The organism is Empedobacter sp. GD03861 (assembly GCF_029840885.1).
Classification (GTDB): Bacteria; Bacteroidota; Bacteroidia; order Flavobacteriales; family Weeksellaceae; genus Empedobacter; species Empedobacter falsenii_B.
The window spans coordinates 41,923-60,131 of record NZ_JAOCDJ010000002.1 but is presented as its reverse complement, the minus strand read 5'-3'; the positions used below and the strand labels follow the sequence as shown (position 1 = coordinate 60,131).

The 18,209-nt window shown below is 32.0% G+C and carries 18 protein-coding genes, 1 pseudogene and 1 riboswitch; of the genes and pseudogenes, 10 read left to right on the top strand and 9 right to left on the bottom strand.

What is annotated here, in order from left to right; translation table 11 throughout:
• The first annotated feature begins 79 nt into the window (after positions 1–79).
• Positions 80–1,249, top strand: coding sequence for a dicarboxylate/amino acid:cation symporter (locus tag N5D03_RS01465; protein WP_280050746.1), 1,170 nt, complete (start codon positions 80–82; stop codon positions 1,247–1,249).
• 99 nt (positions 1,250–1,348) lie between these two features.
• On the opposite strand, the gene N5D03_RS01460 is transcribed toward N5D03_RS01465, so the two are convergent.
• A complete protein-coding gene (locus N5D03_RS01460) occupies positions 1,349–3,757 on the bottom strand; it encodes a TonB-dependent receptor (protein ID WP_280049370.1) in 2,409 nt (802 codons plus the stop codon).
• A 300-nt stretch (positions 3,758–4,057) separates the two neighbouring features.
• On the opposite strand from N5D03_RS01460, the gene N5D03_RS01455 reads away from it, so the two are divergent.
• The 6 genes from N5D03_RS01455 to N5D03_RS01430 all read left to right on the top strand — a co-directional run bounded on the left by N5D03_RS01455 (position 4,058) and on the right by N5D03_RS01430 (position 7,653).
• Positions 4,058–4,822: a Rossmann-like and DUF2520 domain-containing protein gene (locus N5D03_RS01455; protein ID WP_038336382.1), complete on the top strand. Its 765-nt coding sequence runs from the start codon at positions 4,058–4,060 to the stop codon at positions 4,820–4,822.
• Positions 4,819–5,343, top strand: a complete 525-nt coding sequence (locus tag N5D03_RS01450; protein WP_084106935.1) for an HAD hydrolase family protein — start codon at positions 4,819–4,821, stop codon at positions 5,341–5,343. Before N5D03_RS01455 ends, N5D03_RS01450 begins: the two co-directional genes overlap by 4 nt.
• 265 nt (positions 5,344–5,608) lie before the next feature.
• Entirely contained in the window at positions 5,609–6,193 is a 585-nt protein-coding gene (locus N5D03_RS01445) for a Maf family nucleotide pyrophosphatase (protein WP_114998733.1), read from the top strand.
• Between the two features lie 75 nt (positions 6,194–6,268).
• Complete coding sequence (gene nadD / locus N5D03_RS01440) at positions 6,269–6,835, top strand: nicotinate (nicotinamide) nucleotide adenylyltransferase (protein ID WP_038336386.1); 567 nt, start codon at positions 6,269–6,271, stop codon at positions 6,833–6,835.
• 24 nt (positions 6,836–6,859) lie between these two features.
• Positions 6,860–7,210, top strand: a complete 351-nt coding sequence (locus tag N5D03_RS01435) for a hypothetical protein (protein WP_280050745.1) — start codon at positions 6,860–6,862, stop codon at positions 7,208–7,210.
• A 2-nt stretch (positions 7,211–7,212) separates the two neighbouring features.
• The gene (locus N5D03_RS01430; RefSeq protein WP_280050744.1) at positions 7,213–7,653 is read left to right on the top strand and encodes a GNAT family N-acetyltransferase; all 441 of its coding nucleotides are present in this window, start codon (positions 7,213–7,215) and stop codon (positions 7,651–7,653) included.
• On the opposite strand, the gene N5D03_RS01425 is transcribed toward N5D03_RS01430, so the two are convergent.
• Genes N5D03_RS01425 through pth form a run of 3 tightly spaced genes read right to left on the bottom strand, consistent with a single transcriptional unit; the run spans position 7,650 to position 8,849 of the window.
• Complete coding sequence (locus tag N5D03_RS01425; protein WP_114998729.1) at positions 7,650–7,880, bottom strand: DUF3820 family protein; 231 nt, start codon at positions 7,878–7,880, stop codon at positions 7,650–7,652. The two genes, N5D03_RS01430 and N5D03_RS01425, sit on opposite strands and share 4 nt — an antisense overlap.
• Positions 7,880–8,293 carry a rhodanese-like domain-containing protein gene (locus tag N5D03_RS01420; protein ID WP_280050743.1) on the bottom strand — a complete coding sequence of 138 codons (414 nt, stop codon included), beginning with the start codon at positions 8,291–8,293 and terminating at the stop codon, positions 7,880–7,882. Before N5D03_RS01420 ends, N5D03_RS01425 begins: the two co-directional genes overlap by 1 nt.
• Positions 8,283–8,849: an aminoacyl-tRNA hydrolase gene (pth, locus tag N5D03_RS01415; RefSeq protein ID WP_038336392.1), complete on the bottom strand. Its 567-nt coding sequence runs from the start codon at positions 8,847–8,849 to the stop codon at positions 8,283–8,285. The genes N5D03_RS01420 and pth overlap by 11 nt, the downstream gene beginning before the upstream one ends.
• Positions 8,850–8,961: 112 nt before the next feature.
• On the opposite strand from pth, the gene N5D03_RS01410 reads away from it, so the two are divergent.
• The 3 genes from N5D03_RS01410 (at position 8,962) to N5D03_RS01400 (ending at position 12,652) form a co-directional block, all read left to right on the top strand.
• Positions 8,962–9,480 (top strand): TlpA disulfide reductase family protein, encoded by a 519-nt coding sequence (locus N5D03_RS01410; protein WP_280050742.1) that lies wholly within the window; start codon positions 8,962–8,964, stop codon positions 9,478–9,480.
• Between the two features lie 188 nt (positions 9,481–9,668).
• A complete protein-coding gene (gshB, locus tag N5D03_RS01405; protein WP_280050741.1) occupies positions 9,669–10,649 on the top strand; it encodes a glutathione synthase in 981 nt (326 codons plus the stop codon).
• The gene (locus N5D03_RS01400; protein ID WP_280050740.1) at positions 10,646–12,652 is read left to right on the top strand and encodes a flavohemoglobin expression-modulating QEGLA motif protein; all 2,007 of its coding nucleotides are present in this window, start codon (positions 10,646–10,648) and stop codon (positions 12,650–12,652) included. The genes gshB and N5D03_RS01400 overlap by 4 nt, the downstream gene beginning before the upstream one ends.
• A gap of 54 nt (positions 12,653–12,706) precedes the next feature.
• On the opposite strand, the gene N5D03_RS01395 is transcribed toward N5D03_RS01400, so the two are convergent.
• From N5D03_RS01395 to N5D03_RS01375, 5 genes and pseudogenes are all read right to left on the bottom strand, one after another.
• On the bottom strand, positions 12,707–13,993 hold the full coding sequence (locus tag N5D03_RS01395; RefSeq protein WP_280050739.1) for an amino acid permease: 1,287 nt from the start codon (positions 13,991–13,993) through the stop codon (positions 12,707–12,709).
• A 69-nt stretch (positions 13,994–14,062) separates the two neighbouring features.
• Positions 14,063–15,235 (bottom strand): annotated as a pseudogene (locus N5D03_RS01390) (TonB-dependent receptor); the annotation flags it as partial.
• Positions 15,236–15,262: 27 nt separating this feature from the next.
• A complete protein-coding gene (locus tag N5D03_RS01385) occupies positions 15,263–16,450 on the bottom strand; it encodes a TonB-dependent receptor plug domain-containing protein (protein ID WP_280050738.1) in 1,188 nt (395 codons plus the stop codon).
• A gap of 53 nt (positions 16,451–16,503) precedes the next feature.
• Positions 16,504–16,607, bottom strand: a riboswitch (SAM riboswitch).
• Between the two features lie 58 nt (positions 16,608–16,665).
• The gene (locus tag N5D03_RS01380) at positions 16,666–17,265 is read right to left on the bottom strand and encodes an aminotransferase class IV (protein ID WP_280050737.1); all 600 of its coding nucleotides are present in this window, start codon (positions 17,263–17,265) and stop codon (positions 16,666–16,668) included.
• A complete protein-coding gene (locus N5D03_RS01375; RefSeq protein WP_280050736.1) occupies positions 17,249–18,208 on the bottom strand; it encodes an aminodeoxychorismate synthase component I in 960 nt (319 codons plus the stop codon). The genes N5D03_RS01380 and N5D03_RS01375 overlap by 17 nt, the downstream gene beginning before the upstream one ends.
• Between the last annotated feature and the right edge of the window lies 1 nt (position 18,209).

Sequence of the window (18,209 nt, the reverse complement as noted above, 5' to 3'; positions counted from 1 at the left end):
ATTTTAGCATCGCTTTTTTCTTTTTATCAACATTTTGAATTAAAACCTTGTATTGAACGGATTTTTTCTAAATTTGACTATGCACAAACTTAAAGACAATTTACTCGTAAAAGTTATTCTAGCCATTGTACTCGGAATTGTACTCGGTGGAATTATCCCAGAAGCTGTTGGTCGTATTTTTATGACTTTCAATGATTTTTTTAGCGAATTACTTAACTTTTTAATTCCATTAATCATTGTTGGATTAATTGTTCCATCAATTGGGAGATTAGGACAAACAGCCGGAAAATTATTATTAGCAACTGTTTTAATTGCTTACGGATCAACCATTTTTTCAGGATTATTAGGTTATTCTGTAAGTATGTCTGTATTTCCAAGTTTATTAGAACATCAAACTGGTCAAATTAATTTAGCAGAAAAAGCCAAAGAATTTGCACCTTACTTTTCAATCGAATTTCCTCCATTATTTGGTGTAATGCCAGGTTTAGTTTTTTCATTTCTTTTCGGAATTGGATTATCACGATTGAAAGATTCGACTTTTGGAAAATTTGCAGATGATTTCGAATCAATTATTACGTATTTAATTCAAAATTTAATCATTCCACTATTACCAATTTTCATTTTCGGAATCTTCTTGAACATGTCATATTCAGGACAAGTGGTAACAATTATGAATGTATTTTTGAAAATTATTGGTGTAATTTTCGTGCTACATGTTTTCTTGTTAGTGCTTCAATTTACAATTGCCGGAATTATTGCAAAAAAGAATCCTTTTACTATGTTGAAATTGATGTTACCCGCCTATTTCACAGCATTAGGAACACAATCTTCTGCTGCAACAATACCTATAACAATTGCGCAAGTAAAGAAAATTGGTGTTCGTGACGAAATTGCTAATTTCGCTGTGCCGTTGTGTGCGACAATTCATTTATCTGGTTCGATGTTAAAAATCGTTTGTTGTTGTTTAGCATTGATGTTAATCCAAGGAATGGAAATTGATTTTGTTCAATTTTTAGGATTTATCATGATGCTTGGAATTGCAATGGTTGCAGCTCCTGGAGTTCCTGGTGGAGCGATTATGGCAGCAATTGGTATTATTGCTTCTATGTTAGGATTTAATGCAGAAAATCAAGCTTTGATGATTGCACTTTATATCGCAATGGATAGTTTTGGAACAGCAGGAAATGTAACTGGAGACGGTGCAATTGCTGTAACGTTGAATAAATTATTCAAGAAAGAAGTTCAATAAAAAATAAAATATTAATTCAAAAAAAAAGAGTTCCAAAAAATATTGGAACTCTTTTTCGTTTTAAGAATATTTAAATAAATGAAGAATACATTTTATTAATTAGAAACCAACTCCTCCTGATTGCTCAGATTTGTTTTGTTGAGCTTCTGCACGATTTCGTACTTTTCCACCGAAATTATACGTAAATCCGATGTTCATTGTATGTGCTTCCCAACGGAATTTTCCTGTTGCTCTATCTGGATTATACATTTCTAAACGTCCATAAAATGTTCTGAAAATATCACTTACACGTGCACTCAAACTTGCTTTTCCTCCCATAAATGTGTAACGCGCTCCTAAATCCATACGCCACATATCGCGCATTTCTCCTTGGATAAATTTGTATTTCCCTTGATACATAAAGAAATGTTGTAAACTGATAGCTTTCGAAACTTTGAATGTATTATTCATACGAGCTGTTAAACGATTTGCATCAATCTCGACAAAGTAGGGAACTTTAACCCCATTTTCTTCTTTCTCTTGTTGAACAACCATTGTGTTATGTGTATAATCTCCACTGATATTAGATGACCACCATTTTGTTGGCACAAGATTAAATGCTAATTCAAAACCATATGCATCTACTTTATCATAGTTTAGATAATTCTGAATATATGCTCCATAAACTTCTTCGTTTCGTAAAACATTTCTAAAAATATTGTCTTTAATATGTCTGTAAAACACATTCGCAGAAATAGAATTTTTACCAATTCGTTGTAAATATCCAACTTCGAAATTATCTGTATATTCTGGTCTTAATGCTGGATTTCCGATACTTGACATCATTGGTGTCGACCATTCTGGCACTGGAGATAATTGCCCAATTCCTGGGCGATCAATTCTACGGCTATAATTTAATGACACTTGTCCTTTTTCGGTAACATCATATGTTAAGAAAGCTGATGGAAAGAAATCTAATTTATCTTGTTCAATTTTTCCTTCTTCATTTACATTAACAACGAAATCTCCTTTGTCTCTAAACTGTTCTGCACGTAAGCCTAACTGCATTCCAAATTTCCCAAATTTTTGACCATAATTTACATATGCAGAAAAGAAATCTCGTGTAAAATTAAAATCTGTACTTGGATTGTATGTTTCACCTTTTACAATTATTCTTCGGTCTGTTAATAAAATATTATCGTTATCTTCTCTTCTAAATTGTAATCCAGCCTCTATTTTTCCACCATCTTTGATTTGATTCGTATAATCTAAATTAACACGAATGTTATTTGTTCTATCATCACGATCTTCATAATATTTTACTTCATCTGGATAAAAATTATGCATGTTTCGTAAATCTACACTTTTAGCTCTAGAGAAAAATGCGTCCAAAACAATGTTGTGATCTGCTTTATCAAAATCACGTTTGAAATTCAAACTATAATCTTGACTTCTCCAATCTCCATCAAAATTCGAATTATTGGGATAAAACTCTTGTGTTTTGGTATTCACCATATCCGATCCAATTAATCCATTTCCTTTTCCAAACCATTGATTTGTATAAATCGTCAAAGCTGTTTTGTCGTTGATGAACCAATCGAAACCAATTTTACCTGCTTGGCTTTCGTCATTGTTTAAAATATCAATTGCACTTTTGAAATTTGTGTCAAAATTATTTAAAGAGCCATGAAATTCACTTGGACGTTTATTGTAACTATAATTTCCGAAAAAATTGAAAGAACCTGTATTTACATTTGCTGTTAACGAATTATTGAAACGACTTTTCTTCCCTTGCTCATAACCTGTACTCAATGCAACATTGTATCCTTTTTTCTTTCCTTTTACCATCACTATATTGATGATTCCAGATTTTCCGTCCGCCTCATATTTTGCAGAAGGATTAGTAATAATTTCTACACGCTGAATTTGATTCGAAGGAATTTGCTTCAATACTTGCGATGCTGATAAAGATGAAGGCTTTCCATCAATATAAATTTTCACATTTTCATTTCCACGTAACGATAATTCTCCTGTTTGTTGATCAACATTTACAGACGGAATGTTATTCAAAACCGCAGCAGCATCCGCTCCAGAAGAAATTAAATCATTTCCTACTTCTACAACACGTTTGTCTATTTCGTTACGATATTGAGAAACTTCTGCACGAACGAAAGCACCTTTCAATTCTACAGTTTCAGTTTTAGCAGTTTCTAAAATGATGTTACCTAAATTTAACTCACCTCCTTTTACTTCTGCAGTTGTTACAGATTGTTGATAACCAAATTCTGTAATCACCAAACGATAACTTCCGTCTTCTAAATCTGGAATCTCGAATGTTCCGTCTGCGTTCGCATACACTTCATCGAATAATTCTTTTGAATCTGCTTTATAAATCTGAATCGCAGCCATACCAACCGCTTCATTTTTTGCATTTTCAATCTTTCCTTTCACAGGATGTTGTTCCTGCGAGAATCCGTAAATAGAGCAAACGGAGAAAAGAATAGCTAAAGTAAATTTGTTTAATTTCATAGTTAATATTTTTTAACAGTACTATGTTTTACATAATACATAATAAGAGTTGTCCGTACTTTTTCCTAATTAGACGTTTTAAAAAATGTTTTGTTACAAAATTTTTAAACTTTTTTTTAAATTTTAAAGTACTATGTTTTACATAATAGGTAAACCCAATTGTTGGATGATTTTATTAATAAGACGCAACAACTTCAAAAATGTTACAAGAATTTTTAATTTTTTTTTAAAATTTTTTTCCTCGGCTGAAAAACTTACATTTATCATTCAATTAATATTAATCAAAAAATTGCTAAAACATTGAGTTCAATTGTCATATTAGGTGCAGGAAATGTTGCGTTTCACTTAACTCGTGCATTAATCGAAAACACTTGCAATGTTCGACAAATTTTCAATAGAACATTAGAACATGCTAGAGAAATCGGAGAAGCAAATAGAATTTCGTATACCGATAAAATTTCTGAAATAGAAAAAGCAGACATTTATATTATTGCGAGTGCCGATTCTGGAATCGAAGAGTTTTCTCATTATATTCCGTATGATGATGTTTTGGTTGTGCATACTTCTGGTTCGTCTCCAATGTCTGTTCTGAAAGGCGATTACCGAAAAGGCGTTTTTTATCCATTGCAAACTTTTTCGAAAGAAAGAACAATGCGTTATGATAATATTCCATTTTTCATCGAGGCGGAAAATTCTGAAGATTTGAAGAAATTGAATGAATTAGGGAATCGTATTTCAAACGAAGTTCATGAACTAAATTTTGCAAGTAGAATGCAAGTGCATATGACAGGTGTTTGGGCAAATAATTTTGTCAATCATTTATATTATATCGCTGGAAATATTTGTGAGCAAAACAATGTTCCGTTCGATGTTTTGTTACCTCTTATACAGGAAACAGCAAATAAAGTCATCGAAATGAGTCCAAAAGATGCGCAAACTGGTCCAGCAAAACGTGGAGATCAAGTGATTATTGATCGTCATTTAGAGGCCTTACAAGATGATTCGAGATTATTACAGATTTACCAAATATTGACAGATTCAATCAAACGAGTTTACGAAAAATGATAAGTTATAAAGAAAAACTAAATAACATTAAAACCGTTATTTTAGATGTAGATGGAGTTTTGACAGATGGAAATTTAATTTTATTACCAACTGGCGAAATGGTGAGAACAATGAATACGCGCGATGGTTATGCAATGCAATTAGCCATCAAACAAGGAATACGAATTGCGGTGATTACAGGCGGAAGAGATGAAGCTGTTGTGAATCGTTTAAAATATTTAGGCTTAACAGATATTTACGTGAACAAACGTGATAAAGTAGAAGCCTTTGAAGATTTACTTTTTTCTTATGGATTAGATCCTGATGAAATTGCGTATATGGGCGATGATTATCCAGATTTAGCTGTGATGAATTTAGTAGGATTATCTGCTTGTCCAAATGATGCGTGTATGGATGTCCGCAAAGCGTCGGAATATATTTCACCAGAAAATGGAGGAAAAGGATGTGTTCGCGATTTATTAGAACAAATCTTGAAAGTTCAAAACAAATGGTATAATGTAGAAGAAGTAGCTTCTATATAAAAGAATTGAACAAATTAAATATTTAATTTTCTGCTTAAAATCGGTATTAAATCTATCACGTTAAGAAAATGTTCGAATGTAACGTTAAGAAGATTTTAGCCCGTTGGGTTTTTAAAATCTTTAGTGAAATGAAAACATTTTTAGTGAATAGATTTACAGCCTTGACTTTTTTGTTTCGTTTTTGTGTCAAGACAAAAATGAAAGAAGTATAAAATTTTAGTCAGAAATAACAGATAAGAATTCATCAGAATAACAAATCATAAAAATGTTATTAACAGAAAAATTAAAAGATACCAATATCATTTTGGCATCACAATCGCCAAGAAGAAAAGAACTTTTAGCTGGATTAGGATTACAATTTTCGACAATTTCATTGGATATTGACGAAACATTTGATCGCAACGAATTCAAGAAAGAACAAATCACCGAATATCTTTCCGCTAAAAAAGCCAAAGCTTATACGGATATTCAACCAAATGATTTGATTATTACTTCGGATACAACTGTTTGGGTTGATGATGAGTCGTTAGAAAAAGCTTCGAATAGAGAAGAAGCGTACGAAATGATTAAAAAATTAAACGGAAAAACACATTCTGTTTATACATCAGTTACGATTCGTTCTTTAGAGAAAGAAGTTACTTTTTCGGACGAAACACAAGTGACTTTCGCAGATTTAACAGACGAAGAAATATATTTCTATATCGATAATTACAAACCTTTCGATAAAGCGGGTGCTTACGGCGTTCAGGAATGGATTGGTTACATTGGTGTGGACAATATGAATGGAAGTTATTTCAATGTAATGGGACTTCCTACGCATAAGCTATATAAAGAATTGGTAAAATTCTAAACATATCATCCAGCTTCGGCTGGATTTTTTTATTCTACAATTATCGTATTTTTGTTTTTCTAAAAAATCAATTTTATGAAGGTCGGTTTATATTTTGGATCATTCAATCCTATTCATGTCGGACATTTAATTATTGCCAATCATTTTCAACAATTCACCGATTTGGATCAGGTTTGGTTTGTGGTTTCGCCTCAAAATCCATTGAAGAAAAAAAGTTCTTTAGCAAATGAATATGATCGATTAGAAATGGTAGAATTAGCGATTAAAGATTATCCTAATCTTCGTGCTTCTAACATCGAATTTACGTTACCAAAACCTTCTTACACGATTGATACATTAATTCATCTAAACGAAAAATTTCCTGAGCATGACTTTGCGTTGATTATGGGTTCTGATAATTTAGATGGAATTTCAAAATGGAAAAACGCTGAGATTTTAATGCGCGATTATCAAATGTATGTTTATCCGCGTCCTGGTTATTCGCAAGAAGAAAATTTGGATAATGTCGAAATGGTTGAAGCGCCTTTGATGGAAATTTCTTCTACATTTATCAGAAATGCAATCAAATATGGAAAAAATATAAAACCTATGTTACCTCCAAAAGTTTGGGAATATTTGGATGGAAGTAATTTGTATGGATAAATTTAATGTGAGAATTTGAAGGTTATGGACTGGGAAAATTTAATAGAATATGAATCATTAAGAATTCAAAAACAATTTGCTGGTGAAATTCGGTTTGGTCCAACTTTTTTCTCGCTTAATTCTAATCCAGAAATTAAAGAATTGAATAGTAAAATCTTTGGAGATTGGTTTTATAAACACAATTCAACGATATATTTACAACAATGGAATTCTACTAAAAACCCAGATATAAATCTTATTGCAATAGATATATTTACGCTTCAATATAAAATTGTATTAGAAAATATAAAATCTGTTTTTGGGGAAATGAGATGTAGAAATAATCAATTATATTTTGTAGATCAATACAATAAAAAAGAATATTTAATCACATAATCATGACAAAACAAGCCACAATAAATAATTTAGAAGAATTAGTTCCTTTATTTGATGCGTATCGTCAATTTTATGATAAAAAATCTGATGTAAAAGCAGCTGAAGAATTTCTTGAAGCCAGAATTGTAAATGACGAATCGGTTATCTTTTTAGCCTATAATGAAGACGAAAAAATAGTTGGCTTTGTACAATTATTTCCTTCATTTTCATCTACACGAATGAAACGTTTCTGGATTTTGAACGATTTATTTGTTTCTCCAGAATTTCGCGGACAAGGTTTTTCGAGAGAATTGATTGAAGAAGCAAAAAGTTTATGCCGCAAAACTGATGCTTGCGCGATGCTGTTAGAAACCAGTGTTACAAATCATATTGGAAATTCATTATATCCAAGTGCTGGATTTCAATTACGCGATGATGCAAATTTTTATGAATGGGAAGCTTAACCAAATTGACGTTTCAATTCGTAGATAATATCTTCTAAACCATTTAGTTTTATTTCGTAAACAGTCGATAATAAAACGCCTAATTTTCCTTTCGGAAAACCACCTTTACCAACAAACCATTCCAAATAAGAAACAGGTAAATCGCACAACAATCGCCCTTCATATTTACCGAAAGGCATTTTTGTTGTGACAATTTCTTTTAATATTTCGGGACGAAATCCTTCCATTATTTTGCTACAGTTCCTTTGTACGTTGACATTCCATCTTTGAAATTCTTCGCATTTTTGAAACCTTTTTCTTGCATTTTGTCTGTTGCTAATTTTGCTCTAACACCAGATTTACAATAAATAAAATAATTCTTTTTTGTATCTAATTTCTGAATTTCTTCTTCGAAATTTGGATTTTTTACATCAATGTTTACCGCTCCAGGAACATGACCTTCAGCAAATTCTTCAGGTGTACGAACGTCTAATAAAACATTCTTTTTGTTCTTGAAATTGATTTCATTTACATTGTCTAATGTCGAAGTTACTTCTTCTATTCTCGCTTCTTTTCCTTCTGAACTTGACGAATTACTTGCACAAGAACCTAACAAAAGTGTTCCTGCAATCATTGCAACTCCTAAAATTTTATTTACCATTATATTGATTCATTGTATTTCCTAATCCTTGAAAAATAAACGACAAAACTGCATCAGCAGCCAAATTCAATCGTTCATTCATTTTTTCATTTTCTTCTGCCGACCAATCGCCTAACACATAATCCACTTGTTTACCTTCCGAAAATTCGTTTCCTACACCAAAGCGTAATCGCGCATAATTTTGTCCGCCAACTTTATTTTGAATATCCTTCAAACCATTGTGTCCACCATCGCTACCTTTTCCACGCATACGAATTGTTCCGAAAGGCAAGTTCAAATCATCTGTAATGACAAAAATATTTTCTAACGAAATATTTTCTTTTTTCATCCAAAAACGAACCGCATCTCCACTCAAATTCATGTATGTATTTGGTTTTAACAACGTAACTGGACGCGCTTTATATTTAAACTGTGCTACTTCACCAAAATTTGATGGTGAAAATTTAGCATCAACTTTTTTAGCAACTTCTTCAACAACCTTGAAACCAATATTATGACGAGTATTTTCGTATTGAGCACCAATATTACCAAGCCCAATAATCAGATATTTTTGCATGAAACAAAATTACATCTTTTTGCAATGATTAGAAATAAATATTTACCTTTGCTTTAAAGTCTACTGAATTGGTATAGATTTTGTAAATACATGAAATCGATAAAAAATTATCATGAGAAAAATAATTAGCGTTTTAATATTATTTGTAGGAATTACTGCTTTTTCGCAGAAAATTCCAACGGTGATGAAAACTGAATTTCCCGCTGCTGCTTTGCAAGATAGTGTAGTTGATTTGGATGGAAATTCGACAACTATAGAAAAAGTTTTTTCGAATTATAAAGGAAAAATTGTCTTGTTGGATTTATGGGCAACTTGGTGTGGAGATTGTATCAAAAACATGCCTGCTTTGAAATCTTTGCACGAAAAAAATCCTGACGTAACCTTTGTTTACCTTTCAATGGACAAGAATGAGGAAGCTTGGAAAAATGGTATTAAAAAATATCAGATTGAAGGTCAACACTTTTACTTAGGAAACAACTGGAAAGGCAATTTTGGCACAGGGATTGATTTAAATTGGATACCAAGATATTTGGTTCTTGATCAAAATGGAAAAATTGCAGATTATTACAGCGTAAAAGCTGATGATCCTAAAGTTCAAGAAACAATTGATCGTTTAAGAAATAAGAAATAAATAGTTTATAGTTTACCAACCAAATGGTGATTGAAATTAAAAAATCAATCACCATTTTCTTTTATTAATCATTAGAAATCAATATCTTTCATAGAATAAAAATAAATATTCTATAATTTTTTATAGATCATTTTTTGTATCAAACTTTTAGTTATTATTGCATTGATTTTAATACCCTTTTTATTTATATGAAAATATGCTTCGTAATGTATCCTTGGGACAAGGTTGAACCAGGAAAAGACACCACTATGCGAATTATTAAAGAATGCGTAGATCGTGGATTTGAAGTATCCTATTTAACAAAAAAAGATATCTCTATTGCCAAGGGCAAAGTTGTGGGAAACTGCAAAAAGATGATAACTACAGAAACAAATGATTGTGTTGAGTTTTATCACACCATGAAATTTGAAAGTAGTATAAAAGATTTGACCGAATTTGATATGATTTTTATGAGAGCCGATCCACCAATTGATCCGCTTTTGTTGAATATGTTAGAATTAATCGAAGATAAAGTATTCTTCGTAAATAAAATTTCGGGTTTACGTAAAGCAAATAATAAAATATACGCCGCATCTTTTGATGATGGTCAAGAAACAATTGTTCCTCAAACACTTATTACAAAAGATATTGATTTGATAAAATCGTTTGTAGAGGAAAATAATTTCGAGAAATTTATCATCAAACCATTAGACGGAATGGGTGGTAAAGGTGTTATACTTTTCGAACGAAAAAATATTGGTAACTTAAGCTCGATTTGCGATTTTTATATCAATCATACCGGGAATTCTCAGCCTATTATTTGTCAAAATTATATAGAAGGTGCAGAAAAAGGTGATGTTCGCGCCATTGTGATTAATGGTGAACCGATTGGTGCAATTATGCGTGTTCCTGCAGAAGGTGACCACCGTTCTAATATTTCGGCTGGTGGTTCTGCGATTAGACACGAAATGAGTGAACATGAGTTAGATTTATGCCGTAAAATAGGAAAACAATTAAATGAAGATGGAATTTATTTTTGCGGAATCGATTTGATTAACGGGAAAATGGTTGAGCTAAATGTCGTAAGTCCTGGAGGAATTGTTCCTCACAATAATGTAAACAATAACAACGAAATTCAGAAACAAATCGTATCGATGTTATTGGAGAAATATAAAGAATTTAAAGCATGAAATCCATAAGTATACAGCAAATTTTAGATAATATTGAGAACGAAATTGTATTTGAAGCTTATGCAGAAGACGAATCATTCAAAATAAAAATCGACGAATACATTCCTTACGTTTGTGCTGCCATTCATGATGGTGGACAAATGCGCGAAGATATTCGCGAAAAATGTTTATTAAGCAATTATGAACGTTGGTACGAGGAAGATCCGCATACAGCTGAGTTTGTAGAAACTTTTCCAATCTTAATTCAAGGTTGTGATTCTCGATTTGAATACGATCTAAATCGTGGTCCAGAAACTGCTGTGTACGAAGAAGCTTGGGGAAAACAGGTTTGGAAAGAGCCTTTGTCGGTTTCTCAAAAACAAAAAAGTATTGCAAAACATCATGCTTTTTATGAGGTTTTGGAAGCTTTAATCAACAAGCTTGAAACTAAATTTAAGTCGTGTTTGGTTTATGATATTCACTCGTACAATTGGAAACGTTGGGATCGTCCGGTTCCAGTGTTCAACATTGGTGCGGAGCGAGTTGATAACGAACGTTACGGAAATTATGTAGAAAGTTGGCGCGATGAATTAGCGAATATTGAGTTAGAAAATATTCACAATTATTCAGCGATTAACGATGTATTTTATGGACGCGGATATTTGTTAGAATTTGTCACAAATCGATTCAAAAATACATTGGTTTTAGCGACAGAAGTTTCAAAAATTTATTGCGATGAATTGACAGGAGAATCTTTTCCAGAGATTATTAACCAAATAAAAGAAGGTTTTAAATCGGCGATTCTTAACCACGCTTACGAGTTTGTAAAAACGGAAACGACGTACAAAGTAGGTTCTAAGCAAGTGAATATTTTGCACAATGAATTAGAATCTGATTTGGTCAAAATTGATAAACAATTGTATCAATTGGTTCAAAATTTTGAGTTGTTGAGTGTCATCAATCCGATTAATTTAGAATTTGAAAAGAAGAAATTCTTAGCTTCAAAATATACATACGAACCACAATTTAAGTACAATCCGCTTAACATTGATCCATTCGAATTTAAACGAAAATTATCGAATATTAAAGTCGAGAAAATCAATGATATTAGTATTCAAAATATGTATGTTAACACGATTAACGCTTATTTTGACAAGGTAGATTTATTGGCGAATCTTGGTACGGATAAATTTTTGTACAATTCGTTGCGTTATTTTGGCGAACCATCTAAAAAAGATATCGAAAATGCGAACTTTATCCTTTATTGTCCTGAGTTTAGAATGGATAAACAAGGAAATTATACAGAGGAAGAAGTGGTTAATCTTTTTAGAAATGCTACTAATGATTATGGTTTCAAATTTGACATCGAAGTTTCGGATGATATCGCTTCAAAAGCGCTTGTGATTAATAGCAAAAGAAAAGTTGTGATTAAGCGTGGCGTTAAGTTTGACAAACGTTTTACAAATGGTTTAATTGAGCACGAAATTGGAGTTCATATGGTGACAACGATGAACGCGTTGGATCAACCATTAAAAATCTTTAGTATTGGTTTACCTGTGAATACGTTGACGCAAGAAGGTTTGGCGATTTTAAGTGAGTATTATTCTGACTCTATTAATCATAGCCGTTTAAGAGAACTTGGTCTGCGCGTTATGGCGGTTCATATGTTGACAAATGGAAAATCGTTCAACGAAACATTTATGACGTTGATGGAAGAATACAAAATGCAACCAGAAGACGCATTTTATCTGACAACTCGCGTTTATCGTGGTGGTGGTTTTACAAAAGACGCGCTTTACTTGAAAGGTTTGAAAACAATTTTGAATTATGTTGATCAAGGACTTTCTTTGGATAATTTATTAATTGGAAAAACTTCGGTTGAATACATTGATACAATTGACGAATTAGTTGAGCGTAAAATGATTAATAAACCAAAATATTATACCAAAATTTTCAAAAAACATCTTGAAAATCCAGAAATCAATCCGATTTTACAATATATTTTTAATGGAATAAAAGATTAAAAAAATAAAAACCCACTCAAATTGAGTGGGTTTTGTCTTATTATAAACTTATATTTAATCTTTGTTCTCAATTCTCTTATCAAAATAGAATAATACAATTCCTAATGTGATAATTCCTAAACCAAATAAACTTTCTTTTGGTTTTTGCATCAAAACGAAATAACAGATATATAAACTAAATGCTAAAAATATAGCAGGTAAGACATAAAAGAATTTACTTTTGATAATAGTTAATTGATCTTGTTTGATAAAGAAAGCTGTACAAACTGCTAATGTTGCTAATATTTGTAAAACAAACGATGTATAGGTAAAAATCACTTCAAAATCTCCTGAAAAAATTAGCAAAATACTAATTGCTGTATGCACCCAAATTGCACGAACTGGAATTCTATTTTTGTTCTCTTTCGCCATAAAATTCCACAATTTATTTTCGCGCGCTGTGGCTTGCGTCAAACGAGAACCAATCCACAAATAACCGCTAATCGTCGCAATTAATTGTAAAGCAATAAAGCAACTCACCCATTTTACATTATTTCCAAGCAGATTACCGAACGAAATATTTGCAACATTTTCTTGTCCAGCCAAAGTTCCTGCTGATGCATGTTTCAAGAAAACATAATTTAGCAAAACATAAGAAATCGTGACAAAAATAACGCCTATAAATAGTGCTTTTGGTAAGTTTTGTTTTGGTTGCTCAATTTCTTCTACGATGTATGAAGCCGAATTCCAACCTGTATAAGCAAAAGTAACATAAACCAAAGACGTCGCAAATGCAGGAAGTAACAATTCATTTTTCCAAGTCGAATCAAAAACTACCGCATTTGGCTCAACTGCTGGAGCAAAATAAAAACCTAAAGCAATTAAAACAACAATAAATACAACTTTTAGAATAGTAAAAATATTCTGAAATTTACTACTCAAATTTAGACTGAATGATTGAAAAACGGCAACAATCAAAATCATGGCTATTGCAAATTCTTTTCCTAAATCAAACCCGAAAACATTCAAGTATTTTCCCATTGCCAAAGCCGCTAAAGAAATTGGCGCTGAGAAACCAACGAATAAAGAAATCCAACTTGATAAATAACCAAAAACGGGATGAAATGTCCGAGATAAATAAATATAATCTCCTCCTGATTGTTTAAATTTTGAAGCTAATTCCGAATAAATAAATGCGCCAATCAACGCTAACAATCCTCCTATTGACCACAATAATAAGATAGAAGTTGTATTTTTTAAATCAGAAATTTGATAACCCAAACTGGTAAAAACACCTGTTCCGATCATATTCGAAATCACTAAAGCTGCTGCGGTTTTCCAACCAATTTTTGAATGTGCCATACACAAAAAAGTGCCAATTGAATGTTTGAATTTACATTAAAATTGACACTTTGAATATTTTATTATTGATTAAAATTTAAAACTTGCACGTGCAAAATAATACGCTCCTGTCATCCCCATTTGAACTGGCGCATACGGAAAAATTCCATAATAAGAATTCTCATAAACTTGCTTGTCTGGGAAAACATCAAACAAATTATTTGCACCAATTGTAAAGTTGAAATTCTTTGTAATATCATAACCAATCGAAGCATCCGTCACCGCTTTTCCCGTATGTTCTTGGATACTTCCCCAAGGATATCCATCTTTTGTCACTTTTCCGAAATACGTGTTACGCACCATAAAATTGAATCCAGAAATTGCATAATTCAATCCTAAAGTTGCTTTTGTTTTTGGACTTAATGATTCGATAATATTGACTTGATCAGGACCAAAAAATTCTTCCGTTGGAATTGTTAAAGCTGTTGGAAAATGATAACCGACAATTTTTGTTTCGTTGATATTTCCTGATAAACTTGCATTCAATTTTCCTCGACCTAAACGAGTATCATAGGAAATTACTAAATCCAAACCTTTGGTTTCTGTATCAATTGCATTCGTAAAAATACGCGCTGTCGCTACATTATATTTTTCTAAAGCAGGATCTGTGATATCAGAAGTTAAGACAATTCGGTCATCAACTTTTATAAAATATCCATCCAATGTGATAAATAATTTTGAAGTCGGACGAAATGTTAAACCTAAACTTGCATTGATTGATTTTTCTTCTTTTAATTTATCCAAACCAATTTCTTTCGACAATTCAGACTCATTTCGAATAATTCCTTTTGTTACCAAAACTTGATCACCATTATCATTCAAGAATAAATCGGTATACGAATTACTGAAATATTTTTGTTGTAAAGAAGGTGCTCTAAATCCTGTCGAAATTGCTCCACGAACCGAATACCCTTTTGCGTATTCATATCGCATCGCTAATTTTCCGTTGATTGTACTTCCAAAATCAGAATAATTTTCGAATCGTCCAGCCAAATCAGCCGTAAAATCTCCAAATTTCAACTCTCCATCTACATAAGCCGCAACTGAATGACGATCACCTTTTACAGCATTTAATGGAGAAAATCCTACAAAAGATTCAGATCCAGAACCTGAATAAGACGCTTCATCTCCAGCTTCAATTTTATATTGTTCAAAACGATATTCTCCTCCAAACGCTAAACTAACATTTTGATTGATTCGTTTCGAAAAATCTAAATTGACTGTATTTTGTTAAAATTGATGTTTCCCAGCGTAAAAATCGGTTGGAGAATTTAAGCCTAATGATTGATTAATTGAATTTTCTAAATCATACTTGAATGAATTTAATCCAAAAGTATTGCTCAAGTCAACTTTCCATCCATCATATGAATAACGTAATCCTGTAGAATTTGAATAATCATTTACATTAGATTTTAACGTTGCTTGAAAACCATTTGGATAAATTTTTAACGCATCTTCAGACAATTCGCTTGGTAATCTTCTAAAACCAAATCCATTTCCTTGGCGCAGCGAAACGCCTCCAAATGAATAAAAATCTAAACGATCATTAATCGCCGTTTCAGCATTTACAAAAAATTGTTGATTTTTGATTGCCGCATCTCCAATTTGAAATCTAAAATCTTTTCTCGAAAGCCCTAAAGCAGCAATTTTAGCGTCATCCGCAGCTCTTGCAGCATCTGGATCATCTGCAAAATCGTAGGCGAAATTATCTCCAAAAATATCTAAATTATGATCTTTCGAACGATTCGTTTTCTTGCGCTCACTTACAACTGCCGAAAAAACAATCGAACCCGATTGTCCTAATTTCGTTCCATAACTGCCGTTAAAATTGTACGTTTCTCCATCATTTCGAGAAGTCTGACCATACGTCAAAGACGCGTCACCACCTGGTTTAGATTTCAAAACAATATTTACAACTCCCGCAATCGCATCAGAACCATATTGTGCAGCCGCACCATCACGTAAAACTTCAATTTTATCAATTGCTGAAATCGGAATTGCACCTAAATCTGTTCCTACAGAACCATTCCCTACCGTATTTTGGTAATTCACTAAGGATGTTGTGTGACGACGTTTTCCATTAATCAAAACCAAAACCTGATCTGGTCCCATTCCACGCAACGTCACAGGATCAATATGCTCCGTTCCATCGGCAGATGATTGACGAACCGAATTAAAAGAAGGAATAACCACATTCAAAATATCATTCACACTCAATTGAGGAGAAGACGTTTTCAATTTCTCAACATCGATAATATCGACAGGAACCGACGAATTAACCACCGTTCTTTCTGATGTACGACCACCAATTAAAATAACTTCGTTAAGATTTGTTTCCTCTTTTTCAACTTCTTGAGCGAAAAGTGTAGATGCGCAAATAAATGCGAATGAAGCAAGTAAAAATTTGTTTCTTTTCATTTTTAATTTTCATAAAACTTTCAAGAAACCAACAGATAAAAGTGAAATACTTTTACTCATCTTTCCCTCTAATAGGTTGGATTTAGCACCTTAGATTATAAGTCATCTGGTTGCTAAGGTTTCACAGGGCCAATCCCTCCACCTTTCTTGATAAGTTATGCAAAGGTAATGTTAAAAAATGAAAATGCAAATAATACTCTATCAATTTTATAGAGTTATTTAATTAACAATGAAATATCTAATTCTTGACTTTCATCTAAATTCATCATTGCATTGATTCGTTTAAAGGATTTAAAATTAACTAGATCTGAAACTTTTATATTTTTCTGAATGATTTCGCCTGATTGCAACAAAGCTTCTCGCATTGTTCCTTTCAACAAAAAACTTCGTGGCGTGATCCATTTAGAACCATCAAAAAAAACAATATTCGAATAAATACAATCGGTAATATAATTCGATTTTACCAAGACCAAATCATCTGTTTTTGATTCTTTCAAATACTCATCAAAAAACCAACGATCCAAATATTTGTAGGAATAATCAATTTTATTTTCGATTTCAAAAAGTTGAATACTTTCAATTGGTTTGATTTGATACGGTTGAAATTCTACCGATTGAATTTCGCGATCATAAACAATTCTAACTTTATATTTTTCATCCGTTAAATCTGTTGGAAACTTAATAATTTCATCTAATAAAATCGGATTGATTTCAGTAAAATTATCATTTCTTGTTCGATCAAATCTCGCTTGATGAAATTCTAAATTTCGAAGTTGTTTATTCACACAACAAATCGATTCAATAAATTGGAACATATACTTTCTGAATTAATTCTTCGTATTCTGCTTTCGCTTTGCTTTTTGCCGTAATTCCTCCTCCACTTTTGAAAAACAATTCACCTTGATTATTTTCAATAAAACGAATCATCACAGCACTATCAAGATTTTCGCCATCAAAAACACCAAAAACTCCTGTATAAAAATTTCGATGATACTTCTCGGCTTCTAAAATAATTTCAACGGTTTTCTTTTTGGGCGCACCGCAAATAGAACCAGCAGGTAAAAGTTGATCGAAAATCGTTCCTAAATTTTGACTATAATCATCATTCAAATCGCCTTTTATCTCAGAACTTACTTGCAAAAGTGTTGCATCATTTGTCTTCACCTCATCCATGTAGCGATAATTTATCACCTCAACATTTTCGGAAACAAGACTCAAATCATTTCTGATTAAATCGACAATTGTTGCATGTTCGGCAGCTTCTTTTTCATCATTCAAAATAAGTTGCTTCGCATTTAGAATCGAGGCATCAATGGTTCCTTTCATTGGATTTGAAAAGATTTTTTGATCTTCAATTTTCACAAAACGTTCGGGAGAAAAACAAACAAATTCGTTTTTATATTTCAGTTTATATTTTGCTTCAGAAAACTGAAAAATATCATTCAAAGACAAATCTGTTTCAATTTTTGTTGGAAGCGTTAAATTCGTTAAATATGAATTTCCAAACAAAAGATTATCGTGAACATAATTGAATTTTGGCAAATATTCGTCGAAAGAAATCGGGAATTTATTGAATTTAAAATCTTTCTGAAAAGATTCTTTTTTTGTTGAATCTACTTCAAATTTTATCTCATCAGGTAATTCATTTAACGGAACTACTTCTCCATTTTCTTTCAAAAAATCGATCATAAAAAAAAAGGGAACTTTTGCAGCTCCCAATTCATTCATTTTCGTAAAAATCGAATGCTTTGCTAACATT

What these genes read in the sequence shown, in the direction of transcription:
- N5D03_RS01430 (WP_280050744.1), top strand. Translation starts at nt 7,213, where the DNA reads ATGACAAAACAAGCCACAATAAATAATTTAGAAGAATTAGTTCCTTTA.
- N5D03_RS01465 (WP_280050746.1), top strand. Translation starts at nt 80, where the DNA reads ATGCACAAACTTAAAGACAATTTACTCGTAAAAGTTATTCTAGCCATT.
- N5D03_RS01425 (WP_114998729.1), bottom strand. Translation starts at nt 7,880, where the DNA reads ATGGAAGGATTTCGTCCCGAAATATTAAAAGAAATTGTCACAACAAAA.
- nadD (WP_038336386.1), top strand. Translation starts at nt 6,269, where the DNA reads ATGAAGGTCGGTTTATATTTTGGATCATTCAATCCTATTCATGTCGGA.
- N5D03_RS01385 (WP_280050738.1), bottom strand. Translation starts at nt 16,450, where the DNA reads ATGAAAAGAAACAAATTTTTACTTGCTTCATTCGCATTTATTTGCGCA.
- N5D03_RS01445 (WP_114998733.1), top strand. Translation starts at nt 5,609, where the DNA reads ATGTTATTAACAGAAAAATTAAAAGATACCAATATCATTTTGGCATCA.
- N5D03_RS01410 (WP_280050742.1), top strand. Translation starts at nt 8,962, where the DNA reads ATGAGAAAAATAATTAGCGTTTTAATATTATTTGTAGGAATTACTGCT.
- N5D03_RS01450 (WP_084106935.1), top strand. Translation starts at nt 4,819, where the DNA reads ATGATAAGTTATAAAGAAAAACTAAATAACATTAAAACCGTTATTTTA.
- N5D03_RS01395 (WP_280050739.1), bottom strand. Translation starts at nt 13,993, where the DNA reads ATGGCACATTCAAAAATTGGTTGGAAAACCGCAGCAGCTTTAGTGATT.
- N5D03_RS01375 (WP_280050736.1), bottom strand. Translation starts at nt 18,208, where the DNA reads ATGTTAGCAAAGCATTCGATTTTTACGAAAATGAATGAATTGGGAGCT.
- N5D03_RS01435 (WP_280050745.1), top strand. Translation starts at nt 6,860, where the DNA reads ATGGACTGGGAAAATTTAATAGAATATGAATCATTAAGAATTCAAAAA.
- N5D03_RS01420 (WP_280050743.1), bottom strand. Translation starts at nt 8,293, where the DNA reads ATGGTAAATAAAATTTTAGGAGTTGCAATGATTGCAGGAACACTTTTG.
- N5D03_RS01460 (WP_280049370.1), bottom strand. Translation starts at nt 3,757, where the DNA reads ATGAAATTAAACAAATTTACTTTAGCTATTCTTTTCTCCGTTTGCTCT.
- N5D03_RS01380 (WP_280050737.1), bottom strand. Translation starts at nt 17,265, where the DNA reads ATGTTCCAATTTATTGAATCGATTTGTTGTGTGAATAAACAACTTCGA.
- N5D03_RS01400 (WP_280050740.1), top strand. Translation starts at nt 10,646, where the DNA reads ATGAAATCCATAAGTATACAGCAAATTTTAGATAATATTGAGAACGAA.
- gshB (WP_280050741.1), top strand. Translation starts at nt 9,669, where the DNA reads ATGAAAATATGCTTCGTAATGTATCCTTGGGACAAGGTTGAACCAGGA.
- pth (WP_038336392.1), bottom strand. Translation starts at nt 8,849, where the DNA reads ATGCAAAAATATCTGATTATTGGGCTTGGTAATATTGGTGCTCAATAC.